Consider the following 15796-nt stretch of genomic DNA (forward strand, 5'->3'; position numbering starts at 1 on the left):
AACAATGATTATAATAAGTTTTTATACAAAAAGCTATTTTCTTGCTTTTCGCTTTTGTAAATACTCTTGGAAAAAACGCGCTGCTGCCAAGTGGTCTTCTTTTTCCATTTGCTTGAGCGTAAAAATATTTTCCATTTTCTTTATTTTTTGCTTATGCCGACGCAAAGCATCTACGTTACCTTGAAGCAATTCTTCTGAGTATTCGGGATTAATCATTTCATCTGTTGAAATATTGGTTACAATATTTTTTAACTTTTCATCAGAAAGCCAACTTAAAAAGTTTCCGACTGACGGTTCATTTCCCTTTTCATAATATGCGTATAGCTCATATAAAATCCCTTTATGTTCTTCCGTATGAAAATCTTCTATATGAGGCTCGATACGAAAAGCGATATCTACACTTTGCAACATATGATAAATAAGCTCTCTTTCAGCTCTTTCAAAACCAGAAAATTTCGGCTTCGCATGAACAATTTGAGAAGGCTGCGAAATTGGCTTTGTCTGTTTTTGCTGTACCTTTTGTTCTTTGCGATATTGGTGCAATTGCCCAAGTAGTGTTTCCATTGAGTAAGCAAATTCCTGTGACAATGCCTTCAAATACGATTCTGCCTGCATTGCGTCTTGCAATGACGCTAACTCTTTTAAAACACTTTTCACATAAGCTTCTTTTCCAGATTCATCTTGCAAATTTTTCCCTAAACGAAGATAATTTATTTTAAATCCAACAAAACTTATACTTGCATGTACAAGTTTCTGAAACTGTGTTGTCCCGTATCGCTGTACATATTCGTCAGGGTCTAATTTATCTGGCATAGAGACAACTTTCACTTCACAACCGGTTTGCAATAACAATTGTCCTGCTTTCATTGTTGCTTCTTGTCCTGCTTTATCACCATCATAGCAAAGAACAACAGTTTCAACATTACGCCGCAGAAGCTTCGCCTGTTCCTCAGTTAAAGCAGTGCCCATTGTTGCAACAGATTCTTCAATTCCACTTTTCACAGCTGCTAAAACATCCGCATATCCTTCAAAGAGAAGAACTTGCCCTCGTTTTCGAATAAATGGCCTTGCTTGATGAAAATTATATAGTAGCTTGCTTTTATGAAAAATAGGCGTTTCTGGGCTATTCAAATACTTAGGAGTATCATCTCCTAATGCCCGTCCACTAAAAGCAGCTACTTTTCCTTGCAGTGTATGAATTGGAAACATAACTCGTCCACGAAAACGATCATGATAACTGCCATCCTTCTCACTGCGAACAAGTAACCCAGCTTGTTCCATAACAGCTGGTGAGAAACCTCGCTTTTGCAAGATTTTCGCCGCTGCATCCCAAGCAGGAGTGGCATATCCAATTTCAAATTTTGCAATCATTTCTTTCGTAATACCTCGCTCTAGCAAATACGAAAGCGATTGTTTCCCATCTTCTGTATTTACTAAAAGATGATGGTAATACTTTTTCAAAAGCTCATGAGCTTGCAACATAATCATACTATCATCAGATATGTTTTGTTTTTGCTCTAAGTCTGATGTAAAGTTAGCAACAGGAATTCCATTTCGCTCACCTAATTTTTGTACAGCTTCCACAAAAGACAGTCCGTCTATTTTCATTAAAAAGGAAAAAACATTTCCCCCTTCTCCACATCCGAAGCAATGAAAAATTTGCTTATCAGCAGAAACAGAAAACGACGGTGAGTTCTCGCCATGAAAAGGACAAAGCCCAAAATAATTTCGACCTTGTTTTTTAAGCTGCACATATTCCCCAATGACTTCAACAATATCAGACGATGTACGAATTTGTTCTACAACTTCCTCGGGAATTCTGTTCCCCATAACTCCATCTCCGTGTCGTATTTTGTATTCGATACAAACTAAAGAATTCCTTTATAATTCGACAATATTTTTTCTAAACTAGACAAAAAACATTGTCCATCACACTTAGAAAATGATTTTGGCCCTTTTGTAAAGGTTCCTTGTCTACGTAACTTCGCAGATACATATCGATTATATAAAATTGTATCCATATGCTCATCGGTCACAATTGTGCCGCGCGGAGATAATACGTATACTCCTTTTTTGACGAGAAGACCAGCAAATCCCATATCTTGTGTGATAACGAGATTTCCTGCTTTTGCACGTTGATAGATGTAAAAATCCACCTCGTCTTGTGCAGAATCTACATATACCTAATTTCCTTTTTGGCTTCTTGACTGATGAGAGTAGGATGCGATAAACCAAATGTCGACATGAAATTTTGCACCGACGTGCAAAATTTCTTCCTTCACTGGACATGCATCTGCATCAACAAAAATTTTAGTGATGTTTTGCATATTTCTCTATTCTACATCCCTTCTGTGAATCCTTCCATAATGTGTGTTTTCTTGTTCAGATTTTTGTCGATTTTACGTAAAAGTATTTCCTTTACAAATCCTATCCCTAGTTTATTCTGAAAAATTAAAGTCTAAACGTAAAATGAATGTTTTTATCACAATTTTTTATTATAATATATTTTTCTAAACTTAGCTAGATGTCCATTGTTTTTTCATAATTGAGTGAAAAAAGCACATTCACCTTTGGTAAATGTGCTAAAACTTCTGTCGGTTTTGCACTGCATTCACAATAATATTTGCTGTTTCTTCAATCGCTTTATTCGATACATCAATAACAGGACAACCGATTTTATTCACTACACGTTCAAAGTGTTCAATCTCTTCTTTAATACGATTAATGTTGGCGTAACTTGCTCCATCACTTAATCCAAGAGATTTTAAACGTTCCCTGCGAATATGATTTAATTTATCGGGCGTTATTTTTAAACCAAAGCATTTTTCTTTCGGCACGCGATATAATTCTTCCGGCGGATCCACTTCGGGTACGAGAGGAACATTGGCAACTTTTAATCGCTTGTTATGTGCAAGATATTGTGAAAGTGGTGTTTTTGATGTACGAGACACTCCAATTAATACGATATCAGCTTTTAAAAGACCACGCGCATCTCTACCATCGTCATATTTCACAGCAAATTCAATCGCTTCAATCTTTTTGAAATACTCTTCATCCAACTTTCGTACAACCCCTGGCTCATACCTTGGGATTTGCCCTGTTACTTCTTCAATTTGATCGATAAGAGGACCGATAATATCATAAGCCTCTACACCTTCTTTTGCCGCTTCTTCCCGTAAATATTTTCGCATATCGGGCTTTACTAACGTAAAACAAATAAGCGCATCATTACTTTTGGCGATAGAAATAACTTCTTTTAATGTCCCTGTATCTTCTACGTACGGTACACGTCTAATATCCGGCGCAAATGGAAATTGGCCCATCGCTGCTCGAACAACTAAATCAGCTGTTTCTCCAACCGAATCAGATACGACATATACAATTTTACTATTCATTGCATTACCTCACTTTAAACGAATTGCACTTACTCATGATTCACTAAATCAACGAATGCACGCGTAATATTAGTTTTTGTGATGCGACCGACAACTTCTAATCCTTGTTTCGTGTCCTTCACAACCGGAACAGCATCAATCTGCTTTTCTATTAAATCCATTGCAACATCATACAAGCTATCTTCCTTGCGACACATCGTAACATTCGGCATTCTTGTCATAATAATATTTACCGGTAATGACGTTAAATCCTGCTTTCCTAGACTTGCTCTTAGCAAATCTTTTCGAGAAACAACACCGACTAACAATGTATTTTGGTCAACGATAAATAAAGTACCGACATCTTCTAAAAACATTGCACAGATTGCATCATATACAGAAACGTTTTTATCAATCACAGCTGGCCTAGATTGATAATCTTGTACAATAATTTTTTTAACTGCCTCAGAAAGCAATTGCCCACCTGTTTTCCCGGTATAAAAGTAGCCAACACGTGGACGCGCTTCTAAATAACCCGCCATTGTTAAAATAGCTAAATCTGGCCTAAGCGTTGCTCTCGTTAAATTTAATTGCTCAGCAATCGCTTCTCCTGTAATTGGACCGTTATCTTTTACAATCTGGATGATATGTTCTTGGCGCTTATTCAGTTCTATGATAATCACCACCTTCATTACAAAACGAAAAGAGTTATACTATCTCTTAAATATTATATACTAAATATATCATTCGAAAAAGAAAGTATGTAAAAAAGACCTCATTTGGTCCACTATATTTGAAATTTATCCAACTGGTCTAAAAAACGTCTTGATTTTAAATAGATCCCACAATACTCATCATAGTACATATTCAATACTGTGCGCATTTGTTTCTTCGTGTCTTCTTTAACAGATACACTTCCAAGACGCGCTAAATCAAAATGATAAAATAACCGCAACAGCTTGTGAACAGCTTCTCCAATTGCAATACGATACGAGTCTTGCTCAGCGTGATGTTTACAAAGAAAGCCGCCTTCCCTAACAGAGAAGGCGACAAAATCTGTTGACTGGTGACAAATCGCACATGTATCAAAGTATGGATTAAGCCCGAAAACTGGCAACATTTTCGTTTGATAGATTAGCGCTAAAACTTCCGGGTCAACCCCTTCACTCATATAATGCAACGTTTGATATAACATTTCAAATAAATATGGATTATGTTTTTTCTCTTCTGTGGCTTTATCAGTCAATTCAACAATAAATGACGCATAAGCTGTTAAAAATAAATCTTCACGGATTTCTCGCATAGAAGAAATAATTTCACCTTGCTGTAATGTCCCTAAACCAGAACCCATTTGAATAAGAAAATGGCCGTGAGTTAATAATTGAGAAATGGATGCCAGTCTACTTTTAGGTTTTTTAGCTCCTCTGGCCATTGCGCTAACTTTCCCTAATTCGCGGGAAAATATAGTTACAATCTTGTTTGTTTCTCCATAATCAATCGTTCGAATGACAATTCCCTCAATTTTTTGAAACATGTTCGTCACCATCCAAGGTTCGAACAAAATGGGTTAGGAAATTGGAGAATCCAGCTCTACTAATATTTCGTCATGCTGATGCATTTCATCCTCTGCACTTTTTTCCATCTCTTTTAAGAGCAGATACGTTTCAATGCTTCCTGTTTTCGAGAAAACTTTCCAGGTAAAATCTAACATAAGAATCCACCTTTCTTAGTAAGCGTGCATGTAACCCAATTTCTTTCTTTGTTATTAAAATGACCCATTTTGTTCATTTTCATGTGAGAAAATTTTTTCTAAAATATACAGTTTTTATCCACTATTTGTGGGCAGTAAAAGCTCGATTGGTTCAACTAACCATTCGTGAAGAAAAACATCTCACGAATGGAAGTTTCACTTTATAGATATTCGTCTTCACGGAAACCAAGGTCGCGTAACTGTGACATTTTGTTACGCCAATCTTTCTGCACTTTTACCCACAGCTCTAAAAATACTCTTGAACCAAGAAGCGACTCAATATCAAAGCGCGCTCTCTTTCCAATTTCTTTTAACATCTTTCCTTGTTTCCCAATCACAATTCCTTTTTGTGATGGACGTTCTACAATGACTGTTGCATTAACATAAACTGCCCCGCCTTCACGCTTTTGAATTGCATCAATAACAACCGCAACAGAATGCGGCACTTCTTCACGTGTTAAATGCAATACTTTTTCACGAATAAGTTCTGCAATAATAAAGCGCTCCGGATGGTCTGTCACTTGATTCTCCGGATAATACTGCGGGCCTTCTGGTAAATATTTTTTAATCGCACCAATTAACGCATCTACATTATTTCCTTCTAATGCTGAAATGGGCACAATTTCGGCAAAATCATATAACGTACGGTATTTATCAATAAGTCCAAGCAGCTCCTCTGGATGAACTTGATCAATTTTATTAATTACTAAAAATACTGGTCGCTTCGTTTCTTGCAATTTTTCAATGATAAACTCTTCACCACGTCCAAAGCCTTCCTCTGCATTGACCATAAACAAAACAATGTCTACTTCTTTTATTGTTGTTTGAGCCATTTTAACCATAAAATCGCCAAGCTTATGCTTTGGTTTATGTATACCTGGTGTATCAATAAATATGACTTGCGCATCATTTTCTGTGTACACACCTTGAATTTTATTACGTGTTGTTTGTGGTTTATCACTCATAATCGCAATTTTTTGACCGATAATTCGGTTTAAAAATGTTGATTTCCCAACGTTTGGTCTCCCAATAATAGAGACAAAACCTGATTTAAAACCTTCTCTATTCATGTAAATCCTCCGCTAAAAATGCTCCTGGTAACAATTCTCCTACTGTTGTTTCTTGTATGTCACCTTTTAAATTTGTCAAATACACTTTTGTATTTGACTCACACAATTCTACCATAACTTGACGACACGCTCCACAAGGAGGTACTGGACGTTTTGTATCCGCTACAACTGCAATTGCAGTAAATTCTGTACTTCCTTCCGAAATCGCTTTAAATAGCGCTGTTCTTTCCGCGCAGTTACACAAACCATATGATGCATTCTCAACATTACAACCACGATATACTTTCCCGTCTGTCGTTAATAAGGCAGCACCTACTTGAAATTTAGAATACGGTACGTATGCTTGTTTACGCGCTTCGATTGCTTCTTGAATTAATTCTTTGCTGTTCACAGTTTCTCTTCCTTTCCATTTACAATATGAAAAGATAAAAATCTTTGGAATGCAACTATATCATATACGGTCCAAAGATAATAGCACCAATTACAACGGCAATAATCGAGAAAAATAACACCGCGCCTGCTGCTGCGTCTTTTGCTATTTTAGCAAGTGGTTTCACCTCAGTCGTTACTAAATCAACCGTTTTCTCCACCGCTGTATTAACGATTTCTAGTGCAAATACCCCCCCAATTGTCAAAAGTAAAATAAGCCATTCTGTTTTCGTAATATGAAAATAAAAACCAAGGCCACTAACAATGAACGTTGCTAAACAATGATTTTGTACATTTCGTTCATGGAGAAGACAAAAGAAAATTCCAGCAAATGCATAGCGGAAACTGTTTATAAGTTTTCCTTTTTTCATCTACCCAATCCAAAAGCATTGAGAATTTCTTTTTGTCTTTCAAACATAACCTTTTCTTCTTCTTCTGTCATATGATCATAACCAAGCAAATGCAAAAAGCCATGCACCGCTAAAAAACCAAGCTCACGCTCAAAAGAATGGCCATATTCTTCAGCCTGCTCTTTCGTTCTCGGAATAGAAATAATAATATCGCCTAACATGCGGGGCATGTCCACACCGACAATTTCCATTTCTCCTTCGCCCATATCTTCCATCGCAAAAGAGATTACGTCTGTTGGCTGATCTTTATCACGATATTCACGGTTAATTTCTTGAATGCGCTCATTATTTACAAATGTAATTGAAAGTTCCGCTCCGTCTTCTACAGATTCTGTCTCTGCTGCTTTTTCAACTAACTGTTGAATTAGTTCAACATACTCTTCTTTTACTTCTTCCGTTTCATCAAAAAAGTCAATTATTAACCCCATTTACTTCACCTTTTCTTCTGATAATTTCGGATACTTAATCCGAGAATGGAAAATTCCATTTAATGTTTCACATAATGTTTTCTCCACAATTTGCAGTTCTTTAAATGTTAAATTACATTCACTGAATTGTCCATCTTGTAGACGGTCTTTAATAATACTATGAACAAGATTATCAATTTGCTCTGGTGTTGGTGCATTCATGGAACGCACTGCCGCTTCTACACTGTCAGCAACACCGACAATAGCCGATTCTTTTGATGTTGCTTTTGGACCTGGATAACGAAACATCTCTTCTGTGTACTTCTCTTTATCCTCTTGCATTGCTTTATAGTAGAAATACTTTAACAAAGTAGTTCCATGATGCTGCGCTGTGATATCAATAATCTCTTGCGGAATATGATGTTCTTCTAACATTTTTACTCCATTTGTAACATGGGCAATTATAATATCTCTGCTTGTTTCAGGGTCCAATCGATCATGGGGATTTGAGATTCCCATTTGATTTTCAATAAAGAAATGCGGCTGCACTGTTTTTCCGATATCATGATAATATGCTCCTACACGTGCTAGCACACCATTCGCCCCAACAGCTTCACATGCCGCTTCTGATAAATTCGCGACCATGACACTATGATGATACGTTCCTGGTGCTTCTAATAAAATTTTGCGAAGCAATGGATGATTTGGACTTGCTAATTCCACCAACTTCATACTAGAAACAAGACCAAGACCACTTTCTAAATATGGCAAAATCCCCATTGCTAAAACCGATGAAATAATCCCAGATGCTGCTGCCATTAATAAATGTGTTCCAATCTCAATCGGTGAAAAGTTTCCATTGCGCAGTAGCAATAAAGCTGCTAATACAACCACATTTAAAATAGATACAAGTATCCCAGTTTGCAGCAACATTGTACGACGATTTTTTTCCCGTAAAAAAATGCTAACAGAAAGCGAGCTAAGCAATACATAAATCCCAACTGAATAATTAAGTGTACTCGTTACCTCTTCATTAAATAAAATACTACCGCACACTGAAAAAATCACACTTGTTATAAAAACAAATCGATCACCAATCATCAGCTTCACTAATATAGTTCCCATTGCAACCGGAGCAATATAAGCAATACCGGCATATTCTAACTTTTGAAACAAACTAATAATTTTCATTAAAACAACTGTAATGGCGACAATTGTTGTATATGCTAAAATATATGGCTTGTCCTCTCTTTTCGACTTTAAAAACGCATTAAATTGCTTATGCATAAAAAATAGAAGAACACCAATAAAAATAGCTAGTCCTAAAAATGGTTGAAATGAATTACTTTGATTCAGTAATCCTACTAACTTCAACTGTTCATACACTTCTCTTGTAATTGTTTCACCTTCTTTTACAAGAATTTGACCTTGTAAAATATAGACAGGATCCACTTGATCCATCGCCATTTGCTTCTGTTCCTTCGTAGCAGACGAATCGTAAAAATAGTTTGGTACGATCGCATACTGACCAAGTGCGGTAATTGCTTGTTTCAATTCGTTACTAACAGATACGTTTTTTAACTCGTTAGTAATACGGTCTTTAAACTGATCCACTTCATTCATTTTAATATGATAACTCATTAAATTATTGACAGCTGTGACGGTTGATTCCCTCGCCACAAGAAGCTGATCTTCTGTCGCATTTAAAAATTGCAATAACACTTGATCAGACAAACTTTTCGTTAAATCCGTTGGCAATTTCTTTTTTAATTTATCCAATCGTTCTGTAGTCGACAAGTTTTTTTGCGCATTTGGTGCCGAAGCATTTGCCTCTGAATCCACTTCTTTTATTGCATCAAAGACCGAATTCACAACATCAATCCGGTTTTGTTTATATTCACTTCGATACGTATACTGATCCTCGACCTTTTGAGCCGCTTCTCTCTTTTTCTTTTCTGTCGTTACTTTATCTTCAATTTTAACAGGAGAATGGATTGTCTTTTTTGAAATAGACAACATTTTGACATCTAATTGTTCCGGTTTTACATTATTCATCAGCGCCAAAAATAGCACCGCTCCTAATAAAACATAAGAAATCCAGCTCAGTTTTTTCGAATGTTGTGTATTGCGAAACCACTTAGCAACTTCTTGAAACCCTGACATAATTACAATACCTTCTCCTCTCCTGATATAAAGTGAAACTTCCATTCGTGAGGCGCTTTTTCCTTACGAATGGTTAGTTGAACCAATCGGGCTCTTACAGTTGGTTGGCCTTCTCTTCTTTGACCTGCTACTACCAACTGTTTGAGCGGGATAAAAAGAAATGATCCTTACAAGCAGGATCATTCCATTTTATCATATGCTTCAATAATGCGCTGTACGAGCGGATGACGAACAACATCCGATTGCTCTAGTTTAATAAACGAAAGTCCAGGTACACGGTCTAATACATTCGCTGCAATAGAAAGGCCAGATTTCACACCTTTCGGTAAATCAATCTGGGATGGATCTCCCGTTATAACCATTTTCGAATCAAATCCAAGACGCGTTAGAAACATTTTAATTTGCGCTCCTGTTGTATTTTGTGCTTCATCTAGAATAACAAACGCATCATCGAGTGTTCGTCCTCTCATGTATGCTAACGGGGCAATTTCAATAATACCGCGTTCTATCATTCTTTGCGTATGTTCTTGCCCAAGCACATCATGAAGAGCATCATAAAGAGGGCGTAAATACGGATCCACTTTTTCTTTCAAATCTCCAGGTAAAAAACCTAAACTTTCTCCAGCTTCAACAGCAGGTCTTGTTAAAATAATTTTTTTCACATCACCATTTTTTAATGCACGAACAGCCATTACTACAGCTAAGTAGGTTTTGCCAGTACCTGCTGGTCCCATTCCAAAAACAATATCATTCTTCCTAATGGCATAAATATATTGCCTTTGTCCTATCGTTTTCACACGGATGGACTTACCTTTTGCTGTTTTAAAGATTTCTTCTTCATATAACTCTTCAAAATGAGCCAATTTCCCTTGGCGGCCAAGTTGAATCGCGTAGATTACATCACGCTCAGAAATCGATACACCCTTGCGAATAACAACTAGAAGCTGTTGTAATATACCTTCAACAAGAGCTAACGCTTCTTCTGTTCCAGATACACGAACAGATTCCCCTCTCGTAACAATCGATACCTCAAGTTCGTTCTCAATTACTTTTAAATGCGCATCATTTACTCCAAACAAAGCAATTGCTTCATTATGGTTTTCCAATTGTTGATTCATCTCTACTAATTGTTCAGCCATTAATTACTCAATCTCCTTGAATATCGGATTCAGATATCGGTTGAGCCTCTGCAATATTTTCAATCACTGTATAATGCAACAATAATTTTAAATTCCCATTCTCAACCTGTTTATGCAAAACTTTCTTCCCTATAATCATAGCACGTTCATCCAGTTTTTTCTTTAATTCTTTTTGTCCCATTTCCTCCGCCACCGCAATTGCCTGTTTTTCTGTATATTCACGGTTTGCTTCCTCCTCTTCACGTACAATCGCTTTTTCATAAGCAATCGGCAGTGTAAAACCAAGCAACTTAACATCATGTCTTACTGTCTCCGTTTTAGACCGCTTATACTTATCATGCTGAAATCCCCATATTTTTATTTTTACGTTTCCGAAAGTAAGATAATGTTCTCTATATGAATTCCCTGTATAGACTTGAAATGTCGTTTTCAAAGGTACCTCCACTTCAGACTTGTACCAAGTTTCACCAAATACAACCCCTTTAGCAGAAACAATTGTCGGGCTATCTTCTTTCCCATATACCCCCGATACAAGAAGTTGTCCCTTTTGCACATAATCATTTTTCATAACTGCTGGCTTTCCAATCTCCACAAACATCTTCGTAATAATCGCTTCTTTTTTTGCAACTAAATGTTGCGGCACCTGTTCTTTTTCTTTTTTCGGTTCATTTTTTTCAACTATTTTAAAGCGATATGTCGTTCCTTTCACTTCCAAACCAATCCACGTAATGGCATTAATATTATTAGTCAAATAACGCTGTACAGTCTCTACACTAGGCATTTGAAATTGCAGCTTCCCTTTCTTAATACCCATTTTGTCCAATTCTTTCATCATAATATATTCCGTCTCTGGCTTTGCCCCTGTTATTTCTATTTTCCATACCATGTTTGATAAAACGATAACAATAAAGAAAAAAAGGAAAAAACCAACAAGAAAACCACTATTTCGAAGTAAGCGTTTATTCCAAAATGGCAGCCCATAACGTCCAATGAAGTACAGTTTACATTCATTTTTACGGTAAATCGGACGTAATCGTTTCACATCACGAAGCGGCATGCAAAATACAAGTGTATCATCTGCAACTTTCTTCACATTCCAAACAGGAATATCACGCCGTACACATTCATTAATAAATCGTTCTACTCCTCTTCCTTGAATCCGCACCTTCACATACCCAATCCATCTTGTAAACCACTGATTTTTCATAGCTCGCCCCCATCAGCTTTCTGAAAAAGGCGCAGTCCCCCATAAAGACCTGCACCTTTCCTATCACTTTGTCCCGCTCAAACAGTCGGTAGTAGTAAAACTAAGAGGCGAATACTAATCGACTGTTTGAGCCCGATTTCTTCAACTAACCATTCGTGAGAAAGAACACCTCACGAATGGAAGTTTCACTTTATCTATCTTTCTTTTCTCCTTCTAAAAACAAGACTTGCTCAATAGTTCCTTCAAGTAAAAGCTCTTCTGGAAGAATCGTTTTAATAACAAAAGAGTCCCCTTTTATTAATAATTGTCCTTGCTTTAACAAAAGCCGCACCTCTTTATCACTAAATACTAATAATCCACGATGATTTTCTATATAAATATGTACCTGCCCGACAAGGGTAATTCTCGGCAGATCCATGAATACATCTGCAGGTAGGTCTATCTGCTTAGTGATCCAATTTTTCATTTGCTGCAACTTTCTCATCGAAGACCCCCCTCTCATCCCATATGTATGAAAAAAAAGCTTGTAATATCACGTCCAAATTGAAAAAAAACATAAAAAAGCGTCTCATTATAAATGAGACGCTTTTTTATGCTAATAGTTGTGAAACAAGCCTATTCACTTGTGAGCCATCTGCTTTACCTTTTACTTTCGGCATAACAGCACTCATCACTTTGCCCATATCAGCTTTAGAAGCTGCACCAACTTCAGAAATAGTTTGCTGAATAACAGCAGCCAATTCTTCTTCTGTTAATTGCTCTGGCAAATATGTTTCTAAAATCTGAATTTCGCTTTTCAGTTTATCAACAAGGTCCTCACGACCCGCTTTTTCAAATTCAAGGAGGGAGTCTTTATACTGTTTTACTTCACGAGTTAAAACTGTTAATTCCTCATCTTCTAAAAGAGAGTGCTGCAGTTTAATTTCTTCATTTTGTAAAGCAGCCTTAACCATACGAATAACGGTTAATTTTTCTTTTTCTTTATTCTTCATCGCTTGTTTCATATCATCGTTTAAACGACCGAGAAGACTCATAAATTACACCCTCTCTTAGAACTTACGCTTTCTTGCCGCTTCAGATTTCTTCTTACGTTTTACGCTTGGCTTTTCATAGAACTCGCGTTTTCTTGCTTCAGCAAGCGTACCAGCTTTAGAAGTTGATCTTTTAAAACGGCGAAGTGCATCCTCCAAAGACTCGTTTTTACGAACGACTGTTTTTGACATTCTCTTTCCCTCCCTCCGAAACATCCACTTACATCCTAAATTCAGCATGCAAAAAAGAAACACTTACTCAGCATGTCTTTTACGATTATAATACATTTTATACTTTTAGGTCAACTATCTGATAAAAGAAAAGAAGAGCAATCGCACTTCTTTTTTCACGATATGTTCAATTTCGATATAAAATTCTATATCAATGCGACATTATTCTACAAAAATGTTCGCTTCTTTTATTCATCATCTAGATACAATATCCTAGACCCTCGTGTTAAAAAATCTTAGCTGCCAGGACTGAACAGTCGGCTCCGCTTTTATTTTATCCAGCTGCAGCGGCTAGAACATTCGGTCGTTTCATTCTTTCCTACGAGGCAAAAATCGCCTCTGCGTCAAGACTTCCAACGCCCTCATGTTCTAAACGAGCCGCTTCCGCTTTTATTTTAATAATCAGTTGTTGCTGTTTTTCCGCTTACTAGCGCTACACCAGAGCTTGTACCAATGCGCGTTGCACCTGCTTCTACCATTGCGTCCATGCCTTTTTCGTCACGAACACCGCCTGATGCTTTTACACCGATATCTGGTCCCACTGTTTTTCTCATTAATGCAACATCTTCTACTGTTGCACCGCCTGTTGAAAATCCTGTTGATGTTTTTACAAAATCAACGCCTGCTTTTACAGATAATTCACAAGCACGAGCTTTTTCTTCTTCTGTTAATAGACATGTTTCAATAATTACTTTTACAAGTGCTTTTCCTTTTGCAGCTTCTACAACAGCGCGAACATCACGCTCTACTAACTCGTCGTTTTTATCTTTTAACGCACCGATGTTAATCACCATGTCAACTTCTGTTGCGCCTTTTGCGATTGCATCTTTTGTTTCAAATGCTTTCGTTTCTGATGTGTTTGCTCCAAGAGGAAAACCAATTACGGTACAAACTTTTACGTCTGTCCCTTTTAAAATTTCTGCTGCTGTTTCAATCCATGTTGGATTTACACATACAGACGCAAAATCATGTTGTTTTGCCTCTTCGCATAGAGTAACGATTGCTTCTTTTTTTGCATCTGGTTTTAATAACGTATGATCAATTAATTTTGCGTAGTTCATTTAAAAATTGCCCCTTTCTCAACTTATACTCAGTGATTTTGTTACTTGTTAGTTGTCTGACAACCTTAATCTTCAGCATTATATCATAAAGTATAGCGTTTTCATATTTTAACTTCTCCATCAAATAAAAAAGCATGCAAACAAAACTGTTTACATGCTTTTCTCTTCTCTTACGCGCTTGCTGATTCTTTTGGAGATACATCTTCTAGCACACGAACAAATTGTGCTTCATTATAAGGGTAACCGGCTTTCGTGATTTTCACCTTAATCAATTTACCGATTAATTCTTCAGATCCTTCAAAAACAACTTTTAAGTAATTATCTGTATAACCTACATATAATCCTTCACGATCAGCTTCTTTAAATGGTTCTTCTGGAATAATTTCAAGAACTTCACCTTCAAACTGAGATGCATATTCTTTCGCTAATTGATCAGATAATGCAATCAAGCGGTGTACACGCTCGTTCTTGATTTCTTCTGGCACTTGATCGTCCATACGTGCTGCTGGTGTTCCTGTACGTTTTGAATACGGGAATACATGGAGTTCAGAGAAACGATTATTTTTAATGAAATTGAACGTTTCCATAAACTCCTCTTCTGTTTCACCAGGGAAACCAACGATAACATCAGAAGTAATTGCTAGTCCTGGTAACGCTTCTTTTAAGCGATCTAAACGCTCCTGGAAAAATTCCATTGTATATTTACGACGCATACGCTTCAATACGGTATTAGATCCAGATTGAAGCGGAATGTGTAAATGACGTACAACAACTTTAGAGTCGCGCAGCACTTCAATCACTTCATCAGTAATTTGACTTGCCTCAATAGAAGAAATACGAAGACGTTTTAAACCTGTTACCTGCGCTTCCATATCGCGAAGTAATCCTGCCAAATTATAATCTTTCATATCTTCACCGTATCCACCTGTATGAATACCTGTTAAGACGATTTCTTTATAACCAGCATCTACTAATTGCTGTGCTTGACGAATAACTTCTTTTCCATCGCGAGAACGCATTAAACCACGAGCCCACGGAATAATACAGAACGTACAGAAGTTGTTACATCCCTCTTGAATTTTCAAAGATGCACGCGTACGATCTGTAAAATACGGTACGTCTAATTCTTCATATACACGTGTTTTCATAATGTTACGTACAGCATTAATTGGCTGACGTTCATTACGATATTCTTCAATATAGCCAAGCATTTTCTCACGGTCTTGCGTTCCGACAACAATATCCACACCTGGAATTGCCATAATTTCTGCTGGAGATGTTTGTGCATAACATCCCGTTACACAAATTACCGCATCAGGATTTTGACGAACGGCACGACGAATGACTTGACGACTTTTTTTATCCCCTGTATTCGTTACTGTGCATGTATTAATCACATACACATCAGCTGTTTTCTCAAATTCAGTTCGCTCATAACCACCTTGTTTAAACAGTTGCCAAATCGCTTCTGTTTCGTAGTGGTTTACTTTACAACCTAACGTATGAAACGCAACAGTTGCCATA

The 15796-nt window shown here is 37.0% G+C and carries 19 protein-coding genes; all 19 read right to left on the reverse strand.

The features are described from left to right. Positions 1–33 precede the first annotated feature (33 nt). Entirely contained in the window at positions 34–1830 is a 1797-nt protein-coding gene (gene dnaG, locus CN326_RS07345; RefSeq protein WP_098307818.1) for a DNA primase, read from the reverse strand. A 38-nt stretch (positions 1831–1868) separates the two neighbouring features. After that, positions 1869–2156, reverse strand: coding sequence for a DUF188 domain-containing protein (locus CN326_RS25005; RefSeq protein WP_253630420.1), 288 nt, complete (start codon positions 2154–2156; stop codon positions 1869–1871). A 27-nt stretch (positions 2157–2183) separates the two neighbouring features. Continuing rightward, positions 2184–2327: a hypothetical protein gene (locus tag CN326_RS25010; protein WP_253630421.1), complete on the reverse strand. Its 144-nt coding sequence runs from the start codon at positions 2325–2327 to the stop codon at positions 2184–2186. Positions 2328–2582: 255 nt separating this feature from the next. Next, positions 2583–3395: a pyruvate, water dikinase regulatory protein gene (locus tag CN326_RS07355; protein ID WP_098307820.1), complete on the reverse strand. Its 813-nt coding sequence runs from the start codon at positions 3393–3395 to the stop codon at positions 2583–2585. A gap of 29 nt (positions 3396–3424) precedes the next feature. After that, entirely contained in the window at positions 3425–4057 is a 633-nt protein-coding gene (ccpN, locus tag CN326_RS07360; protein WP_098308050.1) for a transcriptional regulator CcpN, read from the reverse strand. A 104-nt stretch (positions 4058–4161) separates the two neighbouring features. After that, on the reverse strand, positions 4162–4908 hold the full coding sequence (gene recO, locus CN326_RS07365) for a DNA repair protein RecO (protein WP_098307822.1): 747 nt from the start codon (positions 4906–4908) through the stop codon (positions 4162–4164). Between the two features lie 33 nt (positions 4909–4941). Continuing rightward, a complete protein-coding gene (locus CN326_RS07370) occupies positions 4942–5085 on the reverse strand; it encodes a YqzL family protein (RefSeq protein ID WP_098307824.1) in 144 nt (47 codons plus the stop codon). A gap of 200 nt (positions 5086–5285) precedes the next feature. Continuing rightward, a complete protein-coding gene (era, locus tag CN326_RS07375; RefSeq protein WP_098307826.1) occupies positions 5286–6194 on the reverse strand; it encodes a GTPase Era in 909 nt (302 codons plus the stop codon). Further along, positions 6187–6585, reverse strand: a complete 399-nt coding sequence (locus tag CN326_RS07380; RefSeq protein ID WP_098307828.1) for a cytidine deaminase — start codon at positions 6583–6585, stop codon at positions 6187–6189. Before CN326_RS07380 ends, era begins: the two co-directional genes overlap by 8 nt. Before the next feature lie 55 nt (positions 6586–6640). Continuing rightward, positions 6641–6994, reverse strand: a complete 354-nt coding sequence (locus tag CN326_RS07385; protein ID WP_098307830.1) for a diacylglycerol kinase family protein — start codon at positions 6992–6994, stop codon at positions 6641–6643. Continuing rightward, complete coding sequence (gene ybeY / locus CN326_RS07390; protein ID WP_098307832.1) at positions 6991–7461, reverse strand: rRNA maturation RNase YbeY; 471 nt, start codon at positions 7459–7461, stop codon at positions 6991–6993. The genes CN326_RS07385 and ybeY overlap by 4 nt, the downstream gene beginning before the upstream one ends. Beyond that, complete coding sequence (locus CN326_RS07395; protein ID WP_098307834.1) at positions 7462–9603, reverse strand: HD family phosphohydrolase; 2142 nt, start codon at positions 9601–9603, stop codon at positions 7462–7464. It abuts the gene before it with no gap. A gap of 179 nt (positions 9604–9782) precedes the next feature. Next, positions 9783–10742 carry a PhoH family protein gene (locus tag CN326_RS07400; RefSeq protein ID WP_098307836.1) on the reverse strand — a complete coding sequence of 320 codons (960 nt, stop codon included), beginning with the start codon at positions 10740–10742 and terminating at the stop codon, positions 9783–9785. 7 nt (positions 10743–10749) lie between these two features. Beyond that, the gene (yqfD, locus tag CN326_RS07405) at positions 10750–11949 is read right to left on the reverse strand and encodes a sporulation protein YqfD (RefSeq protein WP_098307838.1); all 1200 of its coding nucleotides are present in this window, start codon (positions 11947–11949) and stop codon (positions 10750–10752) included. Positions 11950–12139: 190 nt separating this feature from the next. Further along, the gene (gene yqfC / locus CN326_RS07410; protein ID WP_098307840.1) at positions 12140–12433 is read right to left on the reverse strand and encodes a sporulation protein YqfC; all 294 of its coding nucleotides are present in this window, start codon (positions 12431–12433) and stop codon (positions 12140–12142) included. A 106-nt stretch (positions 12434–12539) separates the two neighbouring features. Next, positions 12540–12983: a GatB/YqeY domain-containing protein gene (locus tag CN326_RS07415; protein ID WP_098307842.1), complete on the reverse strand. Its 444-nt coding sequence runs from the start codon at positions 12981–12983 to the stop codon at positions 12540–12542. A 15-nt stretch (positions 12984–12998) separates the two neighbouring features. Then, a complete protein-coding gene (gene rpsU / locus CN326_RS07420) occupies positions 12999–13172 on the reverse strand; it encodes a 30S ribosomal protein S21 (RefSeq protein ID WP_020062243.1) in 174 nt (57 codons plus the stop codon). Between the two features lie 434 nt (positions 13173–13606). After that, entirely contained in the window at positions 13607–14272 is a 666-nt protein-coding gene (gene deoC, locus CN326_RS07425; RefSeq protein WP_098307844.1) for a deoxyribose-phosphate aldolase, read from the reverse strand. A 170-nt stretch (positions 14273–14442) separates the two neighbouring features. Beyond that, entirely contained in the window at positions 14443–15795 is a 1353-nt protein-coding gene (gene mtaB / locus CN326_RS07430; RefSeq protein ID WP_098307846.1) for a tRNA (N(6)-L-threonylcarbamoyladenosine(37)-C(2))-methylthiotransferase MtaB, read from the reverse strand. Position 15796: the final 1 nt, after the last annotated feature.

The sequence above is a fragment of the Bacillus sp. AFS018417 genome (assembly GCF_002560985.1).
GTDB classification, from domain to species: domain Bacteria; phylum Bacillota; class Bacilli; order Bacillales; family Bacillaceae_G; genus Bacillus_A; species Bacillus_A rhizoplanae.